The organism is Pseudalkalibacillus sp. Hm43 (genome assembly GCF_051842935.1).
Classification (GTDB): Bacteria; Bacillota; Bacilli; order Bacillales; family Fictibacillaceae; genus Pseudalkalibacillus.
In genome coordinates this window covers 2,622,228-2,641,619 of sequence record NZ_JBPXRR010000001.1, presented here as the reverse complement: position 1 = coordinate 2,641,619, position 19,392 = coordinate 2,622,228, and the positions used below count along the sequence as shown (strand labels likewise).

Sequence of the window (19,392 nt, the reverse complement as noted above, 5' to 3'; positions counted from 1 at the left end):
AATCGGAGGAGTTTAGATATGACACTTGTTCGTCTCGGATATGTCGCAATGGCGTTGAGCCTTCAAAATGCATCCCCATCCCAAACGATGACCATCAAAAACTTCAACAGCATTCAGAACAGGGATGCGGCGATGTTGAAGCTCGAGCGGATTACGAGAGCCAATCTTCATAACACGTTGAGAATCCTGCGTCATAATGCGGCACATGACATCCAGTTTTACCGAATGACTTCAAGACTCGTTCCCTTGGCAACCTATGAAGAACTTCCGGATTGGAACTACATGGATGCCATTACCGAAGAGCTTCATGATATCGGTGAATTTGTAAAAGAAAAAGACATGCGGGTCGATTTCCATCCGGACCATTTCGTGCTAGTTAACACGCCGAAAAAAGATGTGTTGAAGATGACGGTGAAAACGCTCATGCTGCATAAACGTTTGTTGGATGGAATGTCTATAGACCCGACACATCGATGCGTGCTACATGTTGGGGGAATGTATGGAGACCGGCAGATTGCACTGGAAAGGTTCGTTGATAACTGGATGCTCATTCCGACAGGTGTTCAAGAAATGATTATCCTTGAAAACGACGACAAGTCCTTTCATCTGGAAGACACTTTGTATTTATGTGAAAAGCTCGGTGTGCCACTTGTTTTCGATTACCACCATCACCTCGCACACCATGAAAACGAACATTGGGAAGAAGAATGGGAGCGGGTCGTGAAATCGTGGTCGACTTCACCCTTACCGGTCAAGATGCATATCTCAAGCCCTAAGAGTGAAAAGCAATTTCGTTCACATGCAGACTATGTCAATGTTGAAATGTTCATGGACTTCTTGAATCAGATCAAAGGTAGCGTCGATCAGATCGACTGTATGATTGAAGCGAAGAAAAAGGACGAAGCCCTCTTCCAACTTATGAGAGATCTGAAGGATCATCCGAATGTCGAAATCGTTGACGGCGCGAGCTTTTACGTGAAGTAAAAAAGACCTACAGTGCCAGGCACTATTCATGAAGTACTGGTACTGTAAGCTATCCGAAAAGTGCCTGGCACTGACCAATAACCTTTGCTGCGCTTGAGATTAAAAATGGTACCTGGCACGATCTCAAATTTTGTTGAAACAGTCAGCTTCGTTGTGGTACATTTAAAGTACTGGATTTGTGTCGCTGGAGGTGGATTAACGTGGAAACATTCTTGATGGTCTTATTAATTATTAATGCGATTGCCTTAATTACGATTGTGGTACTTCAATCTGGTAAGAGTGCTGGACTTTCCGGTGCGATTACAGGTGGAGCGGAGCAATTGTTTGGAAAGCAGAAAGCACGCGGAATCGACGCTGTCTTCCAAAAGGCAACGATCATTCTAGCTGTACTATTTTTCATTCTTACGATTCTTTTAGGTTACGTATATTAATAAAACGACGAAGAACAGCAAGTTTCCACGCTTGCTGTTTTCTTTATTTTCAGGTTACATAGATGTGATGTCTAGCTTAGCGCCAAGTCACTCGGATCACTTCAGACCTCCTGTGGCGGCGACAGCCTCCTCGTCGGTCTTCCAGTTCCCTACGTCTAGTAAGGCCCTTCGACTAAAAACATCACGTCCTGTGATATCGTCGAAGTCAGCACATCCATGTGCAAGTCATGGCGCTTCCGCTTTTCTTATGTACATACGTTTTAACGATTCCGACAAGGGGCAAACTATAAGAAAGAATGAAGGAGTCCGAGCGATGATCGGTTGTTTATGTCTCCACGGATTTACCGGAAGCCCTTATGAGGTGGAGCCGCTTGTCCGATATTTAAAAGAGAACACAGATTGGCTCGTCGAGTCGCCGACTTTTCCGGGACACGACACGGGTGGCCGTATGGAATATGTTCCGTTCGAGGAATGGATCAAGACCGCTGAAATGGAACTAAGAGCCCTTGAAAAGCGATGCGATACGATTTATCTCGTCGGGTTTTCAATGGGTGGAATGATTGCGGGTTACCTTGCCTCATCCCACAAAGTCGACAAGCTCGTTCTCATGAGTGCCGCTGCTTATTATGTAAGTCCTCGTCAGCTTTTCGAAGATATCAAAACGATGATCCTCGATTTGTTCAAGGGAAAGATCACAGAGAACGAACTGTTCCAGCGGTATCTTCGGAAGTTCAGAACAACCCCGATGTCGATGACATACCAATTCAAAAAGCTCATTTACAATCTGCGCCCATATATAGACAAAATCGAGACACCCACACTGATCCTGCAGGGAGAATGTGATGGGGTCGTTCCGAAGAAAAGCGCGCAATACATTTATGATACGATTCAAAGCGACCAAAAAGAGCTCGTCTTTTTACCACAATCCAAACACATCATTTGCCATGGTATGGAGCAAGAAGACGTCATTCAACACGTCTTTCACTTTTTAACAGATAAAGAAGCAGTAGATCTAAAAGGAGAGGAAACATCATGAAAATCGTGGCACCAAAACCATTTTTCTTCGAAGGTGGAGACCGGGCAGTCCTTCTGTTGCATGGGTTCACAGGAAATTCAGCCGATGTTCGCATGCTCGGCCGATACTTACAAAAAGAGGGATACTCTTGTCTGGCACCACATTATAAAGGACATGGCGTACCGCCTGAAGAGCTCGTCCATACCGGTCCTGACGACTGGTGGAAGGACGTTATGAACGCATATAATGAGCTGAAAGACAAAGGCTATGAAGAGATTGCTGTCGCTGGCCTGTCACTGGGAGGCGTCTTCTCACTCAAGCTCGGCTACACGGAACCCATCAAAGGGATCGTTCCGATGTGCGCGCCTATGTATATTAAAAGCGAAGAGGTCATGTACGAAGGTGTGCTCGAGTACGCAAGAGAGTACAAAAATTACGAGGGTAAAACGGATGAGCAGATTGAAGAAGAGATGGAAGAATTCAAAAAGACGCCGATGAACACATTGAAGGCGCTCCAAGAGCTCATCTCTGATGTCCGCTCGAACATTGATATGATTTATACACCTACATTCGTGGTACAAGCAAGACACGATGAGATGATCAATACAGACAGCGCGAACATCATTCATGACTCAATTGAATCTGACCAAAAGAGCTTGAAATGGTACGAAGAATCTGGCCATGTCATCACGCTCGATAAGGAAAAAGAACAGCTTCATGAGGATGTGTTGGAGTTCCTAAACTCACTAGACTGGTCAAAATAATGAAGACAATACTTAAATCAAAAGATATAGACAACATTGAAGGAGGGATACAACCATGGATCAAGAAAGAATTTTAGCATTTATGAGAGAAGAAGCCTATAAACCATTGACCGTACAGGAACTGGAGCAAGAGCTCGGGTTAGGAGATGCGGAAGATTTCAAAGAACTTGTCATTACGTTGAATGATATGGAAGAGAACGGTGACATCGTCCGGACGCGAAGTAACCGATATGGTGTCCCAGAGCGGATGAACCTCATCAAAGGAAAGCTTCAAGGTCATGCGAAAGGATTTGCGTTTCTCATCCCAGAACAAAAAGGGGAGAAAGATGTCTTTATTTCGCCATCTGAGTTGAATGGTGCAATGAATGGAGACACGGTGCTCGTCCGGATTTCGAGCCGACCTGGTGACCAAAAGCCAGAAGGAACGGTCATCCGAATCGTCGAGCGTGGCGTAACGGAAGTGGTCGGAACCTTTATAGATAGTAAAAGTTTCGGATTTGTCGAAGCGGACGATAAGCGTATTCCGAACGACATCTTCATCCCGAAAGAAGCCACAAACAACGCGGTGGATGGCCATAAGGTTCTCGTCAAAATCACAGGATACCCGGAAGGTCGTTCCAGTGCGACAGGTGAAATCATTGAGATTTTAGGCCACAAAAACGACCCTGGCGTCGATATTCTATCCATTATCTATAAGCACGGATTGCCGAGAGATTTTCCGGCAGATGCGATGGAGCATGCGAACTCCGTTCCTGATGAAATTGACCCTGATGATCTGCATGACCGCAGAGACTTGCGGGATGAAACGATCGTCACGATTGACGGTGCAGATGCAAAGGACCTGGATGATGCGGTTAACGTTGTAAAGCTTGATAACGGAAACTATAAGCTAGGAGTGCATATTGCGGATGTCAGCCATTATGTGACAGAAGGATCTCCGATTGATGTGGAAGCACTTGAACGTGGGACGTCTGTCTACCTCGTAGACCGGGTCATTCCAATGATTCCGCATCGTTTGTCCAACGGGATTTGTAGTTTGAATCCGAAAGTCGACCGGTTGACGCTTTCTTGCGAAATGGAAATCAATGCGAATGGTGACGTCGTCAATCACGAGATTTTCCAAAGTGTCATTCGCACGAATGAACGGATGACCTATACTGACGTTCGTAAAATTTTACTTCGTGAAGACGACGAAGTACTAGAACGTTACAAGGATCTCGTCCCGTTCTTCGACTTGATGGGCGAGCTCGCAGAAATCCTTCGTAAGAAGCGCTTTGAACGTGGCGCAATCGACTTCGATTTCAGTGAAGCCCGTGTGCTCGTTGACGAAGAATCGAAGCCAGTTGATGTCGTTTTACGTGACCGTACTGTCGCGGAAAAGCTGATTGAAGAGTTCATGTTAGCAGCGAATGAAACGGTTGCCGAACACTTCCATTGGATGAATGTCCCGTTCATGTACCGGATCCACGAAGACCCGGATGAAGAGAAGCTCACGAACTTCCTCGAGTTCATTACGAACTTCGGTTATGTAGTTCGTGGATCAGCGAATTCCATACACCCTCGTGCCCTTCAACAGATTTTAGAAGAAGTGCAAGGGGAACCGGAAGAAGCGGTCATCAGTAAGGTTATGCTACGTTCGATGAAACAAGCTCGTTACGAGCCTGAAAACCATGGCCACTATGGTTTGTCGACGGAATTCTATACGCACTTTACATCACCGATTCGTCGTTACCCGGACTTGATTGTTCACCGTCTCATTCGAACTTACCTCATTCAGAAAAAAGTGGATGAGAAGACGAAGAACCACTGGGGTGAACGATTACCGGAAATCGCACAGCATGCCTCTGAACGGGAACGTCGTGCGGTTGATGCCGAGCGCGAAACTGACGACTTGAAAAAAGCGGAATTCATGCAAGATAAAATCGGTGAAGAATTTGATGGGGTCATCAGTGGCGTCACGAACTTTGGATTGTTCATTGAGCTGCCGAATACGATTGAGGGACTTGTCCACGTCAGCTACTTGACGGATGACTATTATCACTTCAACGAACAGCAGTATGCAATGATTGGAGAACGTACCGGGAATGTGTTCCGAATCGGAGACGAAATACAAATCCGAGTGCTCAATGTTAATGTAGAAGAACGAGCAATCGACTTCGAAATCGTCGGAATGAAAGCTCCAACACAGAGACGACGCAAAGAGAGTTCACGTGTCATCAATAGTGGTGGTAAGAGTCCGACGAAGGAAAAGAAGCGAAATGATAGACGAAATGACAAAGAGGGATCATCCCGTAAGAAGAAAGGCAACAAACCTTTCTACAAGGATGTTCAAAAAAAGAAAAAAGGTAAAAAGAAGAAGAGGTAATGAACAGATGAGAGGGCGTCCATTCGGGCTTCCTCTTCTGTCTATCCAAGGGTGGATTTCTTGACTTTTTTTGACCTTTGTTGATAAAATGTATCATGCAGTTGAAAGGGGAAACGAAGCTATGGCACGTAATGAAGGGAATGCAATCGCACAAAATAAAAAAGCTCGTCATGATTATGCAATTGAAGAAACGTTCGAAGCTGGTATGGTTTTACAAGGAACAGAAATCAAAGCCATACGTGCAAGACGTGTTCAATTGAAAGATTCCTTTTGCCGTGTTCAAAACGGGGAAGTCTTCCTTCATAACATGCACATCAGCCATTATGAACAAGGCAACCGTTACAACCATGATCCGCTTCGAACTAGAAAACTGCTGTTACACAAGAAAGAAATCAATAAATTGATTGGTGCTTCTAAAGATCCTGGATATTCGATTATCCCATTGAAAATGTATATCAAAAACGGAGTCGCGAAGGTCCTAATCGGTGTCGCAAGAGGTAAGAAGAAATACGACAAGCGTGAAGACCTGAAGCGTAAGACGGCGAAACGTGAGATTGAGAAAGCTTTCCGTGAACGCCAAAAAATGTAAGTATCTGTAAGATCATTAACAATATAGCTTCTATATGCTATAATAGATGTTGTCGCCAGTTAGGATAGTAAGATTTTAAAGCAACTACCGAACACTCCTTTTATATGGGGACGTTACGGATTCGACAGGGATAGGTCGAGCTTAAGTTGCGAGCCGAGGGGGTCGGCCTCGTTAAAACGCCAACGCCTATAACTGGCAAAGAAAACAACAACTTCGCACTAGCTGCGTAACAGTAGCTTTGCGGTTCCTCCCTGCATCGCCCATGTGCTAGGGTAAGGGACTCACTTATCAGTGGGCTACGCCGGATTCCACCGCCTGAGGATGAAGGAAGAGAACAACCAGGCTAGCCACACGGAGGCCTGTCAGTAGGCTGAAGTGCTGGCGAAATGCTAATATACTGACTACGCTCGTAGAAGCTTAAGTGCCGATATTTCTGGACGTGGGTTCGATTAGTAAATAGTCGCCTTTTGTGGCAACACAAAAGTGATAACCCGGCTTAATCGGTGAAACCTAAGTCGCTTTAGCGATAGGGCAATGCCGAGCGGTATGTGGAGTAATCCAACAGCCGTGTATCGACTTATAGGCTACCTAAAGGGTAGTACTAGGATACGGAATACTACTTGAAAACAAGTAAAAATTACATTTCGTATAATACGCCGGGGGACCTGATCAAACAGGTTCAAGATATAGTCAGTGCCATGACGAAAGCATGGAACAACATGTCCCACCGTCTCCACCATACATAAAACTATGGTGGTTTTTTTATGGAGTTTTTTATAATTTAAAGAAATCTTCCTCGAACTTCAATTTCCTCGCGAGTACATCTTTTACGTATTTTCCATTCCTTGGTGTGACTTTATCATAATTATCTAATATCCAGGCAGCTCGCTTTCTTTTTTGATCAATTCTCAAGTAAGGTAAACAAGATTGTAGGACATAGAATACCTCTTTTTTTATTTTGATATTTAAAATGAATGAATTTTTATGTTTAGATGGGTTGTAATTTTTCTTACTGTAAAGGTAACCTCCTGCGACAGACTGGACATATGTAAGCAATTCTAAATCTGTAGAAGCAATTGTTATTACAGGTCTACGGTGTTCATTGGCATGCATCCTAGTTAAAATGATGCTCCCCTCACCGTCAATAACACCAGCAATATAAGCGGCTTCCAATTCCTTCATCACATATTGCTCCTCTCCCAAAAATAAGAACGTTCGTTCTTATTTATTGTGCCATTAATTTACTGAATTTAGGGAGAAGTGTATTTAATAAAAAGAGCACATTTATCTCTAAGAGATGAATGTGCTCAATGGTGTTTTAAAAAAAGTGGCTAAACTCCACTTCTACTATAAGAGTTCAACAGTGAGTGCTTTTTTATGCGTTGTTCTTATCCTGGTGTGTTTGCTCCAACAAAGTATCAAGCACTTGCTTTCGCAAGTCCTCATTCAGAGGTGCAAGCCCGAATATCTCTGAAAACCATAACCCGTCTGCTGCCAGTCGGAGGATGGTAGCTTGAACGGGATCTAAACCGTCATGTGCAATATTATCCTGCCAATTGGCGTACGTTTGTTGCAACGGTTTTAGCAAATCAGGATTAATACCTTGAGCAGCTAGCATTCCTGCACTGGTTTCTGTATTCTTCAAGCTTTGATCATAAGTCGCTTTGATAAACGCTCTCGTCCACTTGCCTTCGCGATTGATATCTTCATAAACTGCCTTTTCCACGTTCGTACGGTAAATATTGTTCATGTGGAGGACAAGCCCCTCCACCAATGCTTCTTTACTTCTGAAGTGATAAAGAAGTCCACCCTTACTCACTTGTGCTTCTTCCGCTACAGCATCAAGAGTCAGTGCATCAATACCACGATTATGGACGATCAATGCTGCTGCTTCTAATATTTTGTGCCGTTTTGATTCTCTTGGCATGAAACTATACCTCACAGACTTTTTGGATTTCTCCCAACATCATATCACTCGGCCTAACTGTTTTCAATTTAATCCCTTCATTTCCCTCTATAATGGTGTAGTAATAAGGACATACCTGCCTAAACGAACGTTCAAAATGGATAAACGAATCGAAAAAAAATCCCTTTTCTGGGTTGAAAGTAAACAGTCCAGATGGTATAGTTTCAACTGGATTTGAAATACAAAAACGGAACGAACGAGAAGGAGGAAGTGAACATGAAAGGGAAAGTATTGTTAACATCAGCGGTTACGGGAGCAGGAGAAACAACACAAAAGAATCCTCATGTTCCAGTGACACCAAAAGAAATTGCAGAATCAGCGATAGAATCAGCAAAGGCAGGAGCGACCGTCGCACACGTACATGCTCGTGACCCGAAAACAGGTGGCATCAGTCACGATATCGAACATTATCGTGAAATCGTCGACCGAATCCGTGAATCGGAGACAGATGTCATCATCAATATCACGTCAGGTGGGGGAGGAGACTTCATCCCAAGTCTTGCAACGCCAGCTGCTGGTGGAGATGGAACAGACATGCAAACGCCTGAAGAACGACACCGACCAGTGGGTGAACTTTTACCGGAAATGTGTACGTTGGATTGTGGAAGTACGAACTTTGGCAACATGATCTACATGAGTCCGACAGATTGGTTGCGCGATCAGGCAAAATTAATCCAAGAAAGCGGTGTGAAGCCAGAGCTTGAATGCTTTGATACCGGACACCTTCGTTTTGCGAAGCAATTGATTAACGAGGGTCTGATTGACGGGGACCCGATGTTCCAATTCTGCCTCGGGATTCCTTGGGGAGCTGAAGCGGATGCAGAAACGATCCTATATATGAAAAATCGCCTGCCGGAAAATGCACATTGGTCAGCGTTTGGCATCGGACGGATGCAAATGCCGATTGCAGCTCAATCTGCATTACTCGGTGGAAATGTCCGTGTAGGACTGGAAGACAACATCTACCTCAGTAAAGGTGTCATGGCTAGAAATGAACAGCTCGTTGATAAAGCCTTTACGATGCTGGATGGACATGGACTGGAACCGATGACGCCACAAGAGGCACGTGAGTATTTACAGCTTAGAAATCCACATGGAGGGAAATAAACATGACAGACATCAAAAAAATCGCAGTCGTTGGAACGGGCGTAATCGGCAACGGATGGATTACGAGATTTTTAGCGCATGGTTATGATGTTGTGGCAACTGATCCAGCTGAAGGTGCAGAAGAACGGATGAGAAAAGCGGTCGAGAATGCTTGGCCGTATGTGGAAGAACTGGGTCTTGCTGAAGGCGCGTCGATAGAACGCTTAACATTCGAAAAAGACTTGAGCAAAGCAGTCGAAGACGCTGATTTTATCCAGGAAAATGTACCGGAAGTGGAGGATTTGAAAGAATCGGTCCTTCAAGACATTGATCGTTATGCGAAGAGAGAAGCCATCATCGCTTCCAGTACGTCAGGTATCAAACCATCTTACTTGCAGCGAGGACTTCAGTATCCAGATCGGCTTGTCGTGGCTCATCCATTCCATCCGGTCTATATCCTGCCTCTCGTAGAGGTTGTCCCTGGGGAAGCAACGACCACTACAAACACAGAGCGTGCGACAGCTTTCTTTGAAGGCATGAATATGAAGGCACTGCTTGTCCGAAACGAAATTGAAGGGCATATCGCAGACCGCCTGATTGAAGCAATTTGGCGGGAGTCCCTCCACATCGTCAATGAAGGAATTGCAACGACTGAAGAAGTTGACCAAGCCTTCATTTATGGAGCTGGATTACGATATGCACAGTATGGACCGTTCTTAACGTTCCACTTGGCTGGCGGTGAAGGTGGTATGCGCCACATGCTTAAGCAATTCGGACCTGCCCTGAAGAAGCCTTGGACAAAGCTTGAGGCACCTGAGTTGACCGATGAATTGCATGATCGTGTCGTAGCAGGTTGCGAAGAACAGTCTGGAGAGTGCAGTTTATCTGAGTTGGATCAAAACCGGAATGAATTTCTAGTCCGTTTGCTTGATTTGGTCAAGGATTACTGGCCAGAAGCGAAGCAAGCGCAAAAGTCCAACGTGTAGGAGGATATCACAATGGAACAATTTCAACTTCAACAGCAGGTGAAAAATGAATGGGTCGATTACAACGGTCATATGAATGATGCCGAATATGCAAAAGTATTCAGCATTGCCGTTGATGAGTTCATGAATCATATCGGTCTGCATGAAGAAGGACGAAATACCTTCAAATATACGATTTTCACACTTGAAACCCATGTATGTTATTTAAAGGAAGCTCATGAAGGGGGGCAGTTGACGGTCACTAGTCAGATTCTTGATCTGGATCAGAAAAGAATCCATATCTTCTTCACCATGGAAAATGAACAAGGTGAGACCATCTCCACGAGTGAACAAATGCTCATGGGAATGGATACCACAGAGGATAGACCAGGACCATTCCCTGAGTCCGTCTTTGAAAAATTAAAGGAGATGTATGAAGCTGATCGTGAAAAACCACTTCCAAAACAAGCAGGTAGAACAATTGGAATCAAAAGAAAATAACATAACTAACTAAAAGCACCTTTCATAGGTGCTTTTTTTATACCTATAAGTAATGGGTAATGCCACGATGATAAGCCTTGAGCGAATGATTGTAGGAGCGGTCTTTCTGCATATCTTGCATATCCGGTAGGGTAAATGATACGCCAGTATGCACATGTTCATAGCCCCATCTCGGATACGGAATCATTGGAACCACATCATGTGTATTGACGATCCTAATACTATTTGGAACTATGGCATTGTAAATGGATGCAAAACGATGGTCACCAACGAGCGGACTAGCGTAGTTATACATGATGATGTTTTTAAAATGAATGCCTTTTCTATTGTTGGCTACATCCAATGCATGTAGGGTAGCAAGCGCTGCACCAAGACTATGCCCCGTAATGTACAGCGTTTTGTTTTCCTTTTGTGCTAATCCCATGTATGCATTTAGTAGGGAATCCTGACAACTCCGGTAAACGGAATAAAAGCCATCATGGACATAACCACCATGGAAGGGTTTCTTCTCTATATCCGCATCAACAAGCCAATCAGGTGTTGATCTGGTCCCACGGAAGGCCGTCACAACTGCGTGACTGGAATCAAGAATCATGCCAAACCATTCTAGCTTCCAAAAAGCATAGGCTTTAAAAGGGAGAAGAAGCTTAAACTGTGTTGGCATCGGGAAATTACCGTGATTTTCATATTGAATACTCGGCAGTTCAGCAACCTTCAACAAATCCAGAGCTAACCTTTTATCGAGTGAGTGTGTTTGAGATATATCCACCACCCCCCCAATCGTCAGTTATCTTTTAATCTATGTGGGAGGTTAGGGGGTTATGTTTTTAGAAAGACGAAACAATGTTTAGAATTTTATCGTCAAACAAATTAGGAGGGGAAAGGGAGGAATGTAAATTGGAAGACAACATACAATTTTCGGAGAAAAACACTCTCGAAGAAGTTATAGAAGATCTTATAGATGAATATGGAGATGCCATCAAGAGATTGATTTATACATACATTAAAGACTGGAGTATGACTGAGGATGTTACACAGGAAGTATTTATTACTTGCTACAACAAATATCATCTCTTCCGAGGAGATTCTAATATTAAAACTTGGGTGTATCAAATTGCAGTTAATAAAGCAAAAGATACATTGAAAAGAAAGTCATTTAGACAGTTTTTGGGCCTTGAACGTCTCAAGGAAAATCTACAACTTGATCAACCTTCCATAGAGGAACATGTAATAAGAGAAAATGAAAAGCTGATTTTTTCAAAAAAGGTGCTTGGGCTTCCTGTAAAATACAGAGAAATCATCATTCTATTTTATTATGAAGATCTTACAATAAGGGAAATAAATGAACTTACTGGAATCAACGAACAGACCATCAAGACTAGACTCAGAAGAGGGAAGGAACTATTACGAAAGCAGTTTGAGAAGGGAGTGAGTAATTAAATATGGATGATAAGTTGAACAATTTACGAGACAGTATGAATGATACAGTTTTTAAAAATACAGGAATAAGTAAAGAAGAAAAATACCAAATTCTTAATACGTTAAGCCAGAGAAGAAAGAAGTCTGTTTGGTTTACTTATACAAGTAAGCTTCTCAATCCCGCTCTGACGATAATAGTTGCTCTGATTCTTATTCCATCTATCATTTATTTTGGATATGAAAGCATGACTGTTTCAAGGATTGCACAAACAGATCATGATAATACTGATATTTTTTTAAGTAAACATATTGATGATGCTGGAATTAGGGCTGCCATAAAAATGGGGCATGGTCAAGTTTTAAATCAAACATACTATGATGAAGAACATGATATCTCGGTAAATTTTGAGAGGGTAATGGCGGATGATGCGGAAACAAAACTTTTATTAACTTTTCAAAGTGAAAAGACAGATCTAAAGAATTATTATCTTGATATTTTTGAAGGTAGTACATCCATTCATCTCATAGTGGGAGACGAAAAAATTGAATTAAATCATGTAGGTTGGGGAAGCAGGTATTACGACAGCGAAAAAAACATGGTTGCTGAAGCCTTATCCTTTGAATCCATAAACAAATATGAGGGAAAGGATATTCGTTTAGAAATTAAAGATTTAACCCTGTACGGAAAAAATACTAATCAAAAAGTAGAAACAACATGGCCACTTGAGTTCCAAATCAAATCATCTGCTACCTCAGCAAGAGAAACAATAAAGGTAAATGAAGAATTTACATTTAAAGAAATAAGATACAAGATAAAACAGGTGGAGTTTTCTCCTTTTGAAACAAGAGTTGTAGTCTCTGGGGCAGATACTAAACTCCTTACAGATGAAAATGGAGTTCAGTACGAAGTAAAGAGTAAATTAGAACATCAATATCTCAATGCGAGGAAAATTGATAAAGAATTTGGTTACATCGTTAACGAAAATAAATCTGGTGTATTTTTGAGGTCAGCTGGAGAGAAGGTTATTCCAATCTTTAGTAAAGGTGAAGTGCAAGGCGAAGATGACGAGTTTATAATGGTTTTTGCTCCAGTTAAGGAGCGAAAAGACACTGTTCTCTTAGTGGGAGATGAAATTAAAATACCTTTAACGAAATAGAGATGAACTACACAAAGGGTGCGATGTCTAATAAGACTGTTGCGCCTTTTTTTGCTTCAACTCTAGAGAAAAATGGAGAAATACATATGGAAAAAGGGATTGAGTGTATAAAAACAGAAATTTCTTATTGAGCTAAAATTTTATCGTTTTAGGGAGGATTCATCTTGCAATACTTTATTGGAATTGTGCCACCTGAGGATTACAAAACAAATATAATTGAATTCCAAAAGAAATGGAATGGGCATTGGATTACAGAGGTCGTCGAACCGCATATCACTGTAAAAGCTCAAGGTGGCTTAACCCCAGATCAAGAGTGGTTGAGTAAAGTCGAAGAAGTCTGCAAAGAATTTCAACCATTTACTGTTTCAGTAGGTAAACCGATGTTTTTCGGTGAAGACATTCTATATCTTAACGCTTCATCAATAGAGTTAATTCAACTCCATCAAAGTCTGGTACATAGAATATCTCCCTCAGCTGAGCTAATAAAGAAGTATTTTGAGCTGGATGACTTTACACCACATATGACACTGGGTAAGACTTATTTTGGCTTGTCCAACAGAGAGCTAAAAGATATGGCCAAGCTGTCAGATGAAGAACTTAGCCCCTATCCTACATATGAAGTTGATTTCATTAGAATATATCAGGAAGTCGAACCTATGAAATATATAAAGTATTTGGATATTCCATTAAGCAGATCATGTGTAACTAATTGAATGTTTTTTCGTCTAACTAAACTAAAAGCACAAAAGTTAAGAAAGTACATAACAAAGCGTTCTACATAAAAAGGAGAATGAAACGTATGGCGACATGGATGGCGCATTTCAGAATTGCGGAGAATTTATTGAAAAGGGGCTTACGAGTACCTGAAAAAGAGTTTGTAGTCGGGAATATCGGACCTGATTGTGGTTTGCCTGATGAAGATACAGGAGAATTTTACCCATCACCAGAGGTAACTCACTTTAAAGTAGATAAGAAAATAACCCCCAATCTGTTCCTTGAACAATACCTGAATAAGGATCAGCTCGAATTTACTACTGCCCAACTCTCATTTTATTTAGGTTATTATGTACATTTAGTAACGGATGTTGAATGGAGTGCTCTTCATCAAGAGAAGAAAAAAGAACCGGTCTATCGAGATATACTCGGAACTCCTGAATATACCAGAAAAATAAAAAGCGATTGGTACGGTGGTGATTTTGTTTATCTGAATGAGAATAGAGATAATATTTTTACGAATGCTTTTCAACATATTGAGAGTTTTCCAGATTACCTTGATCTCTTTCCAGAACATCAAATTACAAAACAAATCAAACGGATTACAGAATTCTATTTAAGTGATGTAGGTAATTTTGCATTGGATCCTACATATGAGTTCAAATATTTAACTCCAGAGGAAGTTTCAAGGTTTGTAGAAGAGACTAGTGAAAAATTAGTACATAATCTCAATGCGACTTTTGATAAAGAATTACTCTGGGAAAAGCAAGCCCATAGCAAGTAAAAGGAGAACTTTTAGTCTAGTAGTAGAGAGGAGCTAGTTATGAAAAGTATGAAGGATTGGGTTTTACCAGTTCTTTTTGTTGGCTTGTCGATTTTAACTGTACTAAAGGGACTTGAATTACATTCATATGGAACAAATGTGGACGGACAAGGAATAGGTGTCTATTTTTTGTTCTTTGAGATTAATGATCGAGTTCCAGAAAACGATATTCCAGCCTATGCTTATGGATTTTTCCTTTCAAGTTTGGCAGCCCTTCTTGTTGCGATCGGTTTGTTTTTTAACAGATATTTGAAATTAAAACATGAGTAAGATATGGGGAAAGAAGGTCAGTAATGATGAAATAGAGAAGAAACTAGAAGAAAATTTCAAGAGTTGACTCACTTGAAGTCTAGATAATGGCTAGGGTTTAGGAGTGGTATTTTTGAGTTATGTAAAAGAATTAAGACAATATGTAGGGCATCGACCGCTCATTCTTCCAGGGTCGGTCGTTCTCATCATTAATGAAAATAATCAATTACTGTTACAACATAGAACAGACGGCGGTTGGGGATTGCCTGGTGGAATCATGGAACTTGGAGAAAGCCTTGAAGATACAGCTAGAAGAGAAGTGAAGGAAGAAACGGGACTTGATGTCGGTGATTTGAATCTATTAGGCGTTTTTTCAGGTCCAGAGTACTTTTTGAAAGTATCGAATGGTGATGAACTATATGCCGTGACTGCTGTGTACGTATCAAGGGATGTAAAGGGAACACTTGCAATTGATGAAAGTGAAACGATGGAATTACAATATTTCGACCTCCGTTTTTTACCAGAAGACCTAATAGATTCTTATCGAAGTTATATAAATCCGTACATAGAACAAATATCGAATGAATCCTCATATTAAAAAGGAGTGGATGTACGTGAACAACGTTACAAAAATGAAGATACGAAAGCCTGCTCGTGAAATATATGAAGCGTTTGTTGATCCAGTTAAGATCGGGAACTTCTGGTTTTCCTCTAGTTCTGAAAGGTGGGCAGAAGGAAAAACCATCACTTTGAAATATGAAGAGTATAACGCTCAAGGAGATATATACGTAAAAGAACTTCGAGAGAACGAAAGAATCGTATTCGAATGGGCAGGAGATCACACTGTAACCATTACATTTAAAGAGGATGATCATGATCTTACAGTAGTTGAAGTGATAGAAGAAGGGTTCAAAGAAAATGATGATAACCTGATTGACCAACTACTGGACAATAAAGAAGGCTGGGTGTATATGCTGTCTTGCTTAAAAGGTTATGTGGAGTACGGTGCAGATTTAAGAGCTTCGTTGGTGAAATAGAAGGTAATTCTGATGGATCACATTCTTGATAATCAGAAGACCACGATGATTAATTGAATTTGTGGAGGCAGGCTCTTAGGAGTCTGCCTCCTCTTTACCAGGATGAAACTTCAATAATCGTTGTCCGTATATAGAAATAAAGACGGGAGTGATGGCTTTGTTGAACAAATTAAATGAACGTTTGATTGAAATTAAAGTAGAGTTGAGAAAGAAGCGAAAGTGGGAAAAACAGCTCGCTCTATATAAAGCTGAACAAATGAATATGAAGGAAAAGGTCTACAACCTTAAAGATCAATTAACTGAAGAGCAAGCGGATGTGGACCAGCTGAAAGGGATAGGTGTGACGAACCTGCTCTACACCATTCTAGGTACGAAAGAGCGAAGGATAGAAGAGGAAAAAAAGGAAGTCGCAGCGGTCCAACTGAAACTGAAGGAAGCAACAGAAGCAAGGGATGAAATCAATCAATCCATCGTAGAGCTACAAAAGCATCTTTTAGCAGTTAAAGGATTAGAAAGGGAGTACGAGAACATACTCGCGACAAAAGAAGAATACATAAAAGGGAGCGCATCTCCAAACTCTCAAAGATTAACCGAGTTAACGGAAAGGGAAGGCGACACCGTTGCTTACCTAGCGGAATTGAAAGAGGCAATCCAAGCAGGAGAAGCAGTCACTCAAACCCTCTCCATGGCTATTCGTTCATTAGAAAAAGCGAACGGCTGGGGGACACTCGACATGCTCGGTGGCGGCATGATTTCTAGCTTAGCTAAACATAACCACATTGATGATGCTTCGGCTTACATCCATCAGGCCCAAAGCAAAATGCGTAGTTTTCAAAAGGAATTGTTGGATGTGGATGAAGAAGCTCATCTGGACGTCGATCTATCCTCGATGCTTAAATTTGCCGATTTCTTTTTTGATGGATTGATTGTCGACTGGATGGTCCAAGGAAAAATCAATGATGCTTTAGAAAGAACCAATGCACAAAGTAATCAGATCCATAGTCTTCTAAATGAACTCAAGTACCAAGCAGACCAACAGGAAAAAGAACTTGAGCAGATTTTGCACGAGAAAAAGCAATTGATTGAAAGTGTATAATCTGCGATTTTGGTTGTTGTTGCTCGGACCGACATTAATGATTTTTGTCGGTCTTCAATGGATGAATAGTGTAGTCGTCACGTTCTTGCTTTTCTATAGTTGGCTTCTATTCGTACCCATCTTAAGCAAACGATTTTCTAATAAAAATGTCATTTCGAGCGAACGGAAATCCATTTGGTATGGAATCTTGAGCGGAACTGTCTTCTTTACCTTCATTTTTGGAGGCTTATTCTGGTTGCATGCCTACTTCATCGACTTAGAAGTTCTCCGACAGTTATTGGACGACTGGGGTTTTTCAGGTAATGGAGTCTTCGGTTTGATATTTGTTCTACTATGTGTCAATCCAATACTCGAAGAGCTTTACTGGCGCGGGTTCATGCACAATCGAATTAAAGAGAAGTGGACAGGAGCTCATGCAATCTGGCTAACCGCTATATTTTACACACTTTATCATTTCCTTTCTGTTATTCCGATGTTCCAGTGGCCGTTGAACATAGTTGCCGTACTTCCTGTTTTTATTGCTGGTCTCTTTTGGGGATATTTACGGGAAAAAACGGGTTCTATCACCGCGGGCATCATCAGTCACTTTTTAGGTGACCTCGGGATCATGTGCGTGTACTGGTTCATTGTCAGGTAAGAGCATATAATAAACCCACCACATGACCTGTGGTGGGTTTTCCTTTACGGTTATTCACTCAAATCATTCACTGAAACACTTTGTTTGTTGTTCGGATTATCAAGTGGATGGATGGTGGCCATCCCTTTATCTTGATCCACATGCTCGATATACACATTTTGTCCATTGCAGTTCACTTGAATCATGTTTGGAGACGATGCGATTTCTTGTGCACGTTGTGCGTCCATTGAATTACCTCCTTCGAATTTGTAACACTTCTAATGTGTGTATCCACAGTGTCAGATATACAGCCCCAGGAATCCTTCTTTGTAAAAGTGGTAACGATAATCATGTGAAAAAACGTACTCTTAAAAGGTGATGGCACTTGAATATCAATGTGATGACTTTCAATATCCACCATGGAAAAGGAACCGATAAGAAGCTGGATCTAGAGCGAATCGGAGAAACCATTTTACATTCAGGAGCAGATATTATCGGTCTGAACGAGGTAGACAAAGAATTTTCAAGCCGAAGTGAATTCATGGATCAGGCTCAGCAAATCGCAGATTATTGCCAGATGGAATATGCCTTCGGTCCAGCAATCACAATCAGTGGGAAAGGGAAGGGTGAAGTTCGTCAGTATGGAAGTGCGATTTTGACTCGTTTTCCGATTGTGCAATCAGAGAATTATCCATTCGATTTTTTACCAAGGATTGTGGAGGATCGCGCGTTATTGGAAGTGATCATTCATATAGAAGGTCAAAATTTTGCCGTCTATACGACACATTTGAGTTTAGCGCCGTTTCTGCATGGGAAACAGACGGAGTTCATTTTGAATCAGTTACGCCAACAGCAGTATCCGTCCATCATTCTGGGCGATTGGAACATGAAACCTTATTCGAGCAGTTGGCGTCTCGTTTCTGAACAATTGATCGATACATGGGTGGATCATCATTCGCAATCAGATCAGGGCTACACTTATCCTTCTGACAGACCCAGGATGAAGTTGGATTATATATTTACAACCGAAGAGTTCACCGTGTTGATGACTAAGGTGCTTAAAAGCAATGCAGAAGCCTCGGACCACCTGCCACTATTCGCTACGTTACAGCTCCCAGGATCTAAATTCACCCAGTAATTTTTCGCGTTACAGTTTTAATCCGTAAAATTTTTACTTTATTCAAATAACGTTTTGTAATAGAATGGGAAAAGTGGAAAGGGGGCTGAACGAGGTGGGATGTAATATTGACCATACTCTAGAAGATGTGCAAGCTAAGCTGGAAGCCCAGCGTACTTTTTTACCAGAAGAGGTTGTACAAATGAGTGAACGGTTTCTAGCAAAAGGACCATCGCAAGATCAATTGAACGAGTTGTTTCATTTATTGAAGAAATATGACTTGGCGGATGAAGAAGAGCAACATGAGCGCAACAGACAAATCACTGCTTTAACAACTGGATAAAGTAGAATGTTTGGCAATGCTCTACATAATGTGTAGTGCATTTTTTCTATTTTTGGAGAAGTAAGTCATTCTATTCGTTATATTTTGAAAATTTGCCTTACTCCCAATAGATGATTTTTTACGACGAAAAGTATGTAATCATTCCTATTTTCATA

Annotated in this window: 24 protein-coding genes and 1 other RNA gene; 21 read left to right on the top strand and 4 right to left on the bottom strand. The window is 41.6% G+C overall.

Going from position 1 to position 19,392, the window contains the following annotated elements:
- Nucleotides 1-18 precede the first annotated feature (18 nt).
- From uvsE to ssrA, 7 genes are all read left to right on the top strand, one after another.
- On the top strand, nt 19-984 hold the full coding sequence (uvsE, locus tag ACSVDE_RS13890; RefSeq protein ID WP_439301464.1) for a UV DNA damage repair endonuclease UvsE: 966 nt from the start codon (nt 19-21) through the stop codon (nt 982-984).
- 215 nt (nt 985-1,199) lie between these two features.
- On the top strand, nt 1,200-1,415 hold the full coding sequence (gene secG, locus ACSVDE_RS13885; RefSeq protein WP_439302008.1) for a preprotein translocase subunit SecG: 216 nt from the start codon (nt 1,200-1,202) through the stop codon (nt 1,413-1,415).
- Between the two features lie 313 nt (nt 1,416-1,728).
- Nucleotides 1,729-2,451 (top strand): alpha/beta hydrolase, encoded by a 723-nt coding sequence (locus ACSVDE_RS13880; protein ID WP_439301463.1) that lies wholly within the window; start codon nt 1,729-1,731, stop codon nt 2,449-2,451.
- Nucleotides 2,448-3,194 (top strand): alpha/beta hydrolase, encoded by a 747-nt coding sequence (locus tag ACSVDE_RS13875; protein WP_439301462.1) that lies wholly within the window; start codon nt 2,448-2,450, stop codon nt 3,192-3,194. The genes ACSVDE_RS13880 and ACSVDE_RS13875 overlap by 4 nt, the downstream gene beginning before the upstream one ends.
- 55 nt (nt 3,195-3,249) lie before the next feature.
- Nucleotides 3,250-5,559: a ribonuclease R gene (gene rnr / locus ACSVDE_RS13870; protein WP_439301461.1), complete on the top strand. Its 2,310-nt coding sequence runs from the start codon at nt 3,250-3,252 to the stop codon at nt 5,557-5,559.
- 121 nt (nt 5,560-5,680) lie between these two features.
- Complete coding sequence (gene smpB, locus ACSVDE_RS13865; RefSeq protein WP_226547188.1) at nt 5,681-6,148, top strand: SsrA-binding protein SmpB; 468 nt, start codon at nt 5,681-5,683, stop codon at nt 6,146-6,148.
- Nucleotides 6,149-6,262: 114 nt separating this feature from the next.
- Nucleotides 6,263-6,600, top strand: a transfer-messenger RNA (tmRNA) gene (gene ssrA, locus ACSVDE_RS13860).
- Nucleotides 6,601-6,922: 322 nt separating this feature from the next.
- Here ssrA and ACSVDE_RS13855 read toward each other — a convergent pair.
- Together ACSVDE_RS13855 and ACSVDE_RS13850 are read right to left on the bottom strand one after the other, a co-directional pair.
- Nucleotides 6,923-7,330, bottom strand: a complete 408-nt coding sequence (locus tag ACSVDE_RS13855; RefSeq protein WP_439301460.1) for an LAGLIDADG family homing endonuclease — start codon at nt 7,328-7,330, stop codon at nt 6,923-6,925.
- Between the two features lie 193 nt (nt 7,331-7,523).
- A complete protein-coding gene (locus ACSVDE_RS13850; RefSeq protein WP_439301459.1) occupies nt 7,524-8,075 on the bottom strand; it encodes a TetR/AcrR family transcriptional regulator in 552 nt (183 codons plus the stop codon).
- 255 nt (nt 8,076-8,330) lie between these two features.
- On the opposite strand from ACSVDE_RS13850, the gene ACSVDE_RS13845 reads away from it, so the two are divergent.
- Genes ACSVDE_RS13845 through ACSVDE_RS13835 form a run of 3 tightly spaced genes read left to right on the top strand, consistent with a single transcriptional unit; the run spans nt 8,331 to nt 10,666 of the window.
- Nucleotides 8,331-9,221 (top strand): 3-keto-5-aminohexanoate cleavage protein, encoded by an 891-nt coding sequence (locus ACSVDE_RS13845; RefSeq protein WP_439301458.1) that lies wholly within the window; start codon nt 8,331-8,333, stop codon nt 9,219-9,221.
- A 2-nt stretch (nt 9,222-9,223) separates the two neighbouring features.
- Nucleotides 9,224-10,186, top strand: a complete 963-nt coding sequence (locus tag ACSVDE_RS13840) for a 3-hydroxyacyl-CoA dehydrogenase NAD-binding domain-containing protein (protein WP_439301457.1) — start codon at nt 9,224-9,226, stop codon at nt 10,184-10,186.
- Nucleotides 10,187-10,198: 12 nt separating this feature from the next.
- Nucleotides 10,199-10,666, top strand: coding sequence for a thioesterase family protein (locus tag ACSVDE_RS13835; RefSeq protein ID WP_439301456.1), 468 nt, complete (start codon nt 10,199-10,201; stop codon nt 10,664-10,666).
- Nucleotides 10,667-10,709: 43 nt separating this feature from the next.
- On the opposite strand, the gene ACSVDE_RS13830 is transcribed toward ACSVDE_RS13835, so the two are convergent.
- Nucleotides 10,710-11,261 (bottom strand): lipase family protein, encoded by a 552-nt coding sequence (locus ACSVDE_RS13830; RefSeq protein ID WP_439301455.1) that lies wholly within the window; start codon nt 11,259-11,261, stop codon nt 10,710-10,712.
- Nucleotides 11,262-11,563: 302 nt separating this feature from the next.
- Between ACSVDE_RS13830 and ACSVDE_RS13825 the strand changes: the two genes are divergently transcribed.
- From ACSVDE_RS13825 to ACSVDE_RS13785, 9 genes are all read left to right on the top strand, one after another.
- Nucleotides 11,564-12,106, top strand: a complete 543-nt coding sequence (locus ACSVDE_RS13825; protein WP_439301454.1) for a sigma-70 family RNA polymerase sigma factor — start codon at nt 11,564-11,566, stop codon at nt 12,104-12,106.
- A 2-nt stretch (nt 12,107-12,108) separates the two neighbouring features.
- Complete coding sequence (locus ACSVDE_RS13820) at nt 12,109-13,242, top strand: hypothetical protein (protein ID WP_439301453.1); 1,134 nt, start codon at nt 12,109-12,111, stop codon at nt 13,240-13,242.
- Nucleotides 13,243-13,406: 164 nt separating this feature from the next.
- Nucleotides 13,407-13,955 (top strand): 2'-5' RNA ligase family protein, encoded by a 549-nt coding sequence (locus ACSVDE_RS13815; RefSeq protein WP_439301452.1) that lies wholly within the window; start codon nt 13,407-13,409, stop codon nt 13,953-13,955.
- 86 nt (nt 13,956-14,041) lie between these two features.
- On the top strand, nt 14,042-14,740 hold the full coding sequence (locus ACSVDE_RS13810) for a zinc dependent phospholipase C family protein (protein WP_439301451.1): 699 nt from the start codon (nt 14,042-14,044) through the stop codon (nt 14,738-14,740).
- A gap of 39 nt (nt 14,741-14,779) precedes the next feature.
- Nucleotides 14,780-15,049 carry a hypothetical protein gene (locus ACSVDE_RS13805; protein WP_439301450.1) on the top strand — a complete coding sequence of 90 codons (270 nt, stop codon included), beginning with the start codon at nt 14,780-14,782 and terminating at the stop codon, nt 15,047-15,049.
- Between the two features lie 112 nt (nt 15,050-15,161).
- Nucleotides 15,162-15,626 carry an NUDIX hydrolase gene (locus ACSVDE_RS13800; RefSeq protein ID WP_439301449.1) on the top strand — a complete coding sequence of 155 codons (465 nt, stop codon included), beginning with the start codon at nt 15,162-15,164 and terminating at the stop codon, nt 15,624-15,626.
- Between the two features lie 10 nt (nt 15,627-15,636).
- Nucleotides 15,637-16,065, top strand: a complete 429-nt coding sequence (locus ACSVDE_RS13795; protein ID WP_439301448.1) for an SRPBCC family protein — start codon at nt 15,637-15,639, stop codon at nt 16,063-16,065.
- 157 nt (nt 16,066-16,222) lie between these two features.
- Nucleotides 16,223-17,161: a hypothetical protein gene (locus ACSVDE_RS13790; RefSeq protein WP_439301447.1), complete on the top strand. Its 939-nt coding sequence runs from the start codon at nt 16,223-16,225 to the stop codon at nt 17,159-17,161.
- On the top strand, nt 17,154-17,798 hold the full coding sequence (locus tag ACSVDE_RS13785; RefSeq protein ID WP_439302007.1) for a lysostaphin resistance A-like protein: 645 nt from the start codon (nt 17,154-17,156) through the stop codon (nt 17,796-17,798). The genes ACSVDE_RS13790 and ACSVDE_RS13785 overlap by 8 nt, the downstream gene beginning before the upstream one ends.
- 50 nt (nt 17,799-17,848) lie before the next feature.
- On the opposite strand, the gene ACSVDE_RS13780 is transcribed toward ACSVDE_RS13785, so the two are convergent.
- The gene (locus tag ACSVDE_RS13780; RefSeq protein WP_439301446.1) at nt 17,849-18,025 is read right to left on the bottom strand and encodes a small acid-soluble spore protein H; all 177 of its coding nucleotides are present in this window, start codon (nt 18,023-18,025) and stop codon (nt 17,849-17,851) included.
- Between the two features lie 137 nt (nt 18,026-18,162).
- On the opposite strand from ACSVDE_RS13780, the gene ACSVDE_RS13775 reads away from it, so the two are divergent.
- Both ACSVDE_RS13775 and ACSVDE_RS13770 read left to right on the top strand, forming a co-directional pair.
- Nucleotides 18,163-18,915: an endonuclease/exonuclease/phosphatase family protein gene (locus ACSVDE_RS13775; protein ID WP_439301445.1), complete on the top strand. Its 753-nt coding sequence runs from the start codon at nt 18,163-18,165 to the stop codon at nt 18,913-18,915.
- 94 nt (nt 18,916-19,009) lie between these two features.
- Nucleotides 19,010-19,237, top strand: a complete 228-nt coding sequence (locus ACSVDE_RS13770) for a hypothetical protein (protein WP_439301444.1) — start codon at nt 19,010-19,012, stop codon at nt 19,235-19,237.
- Nucleotides 19,238-19,392: the final 155 nt, after the last annotated feature.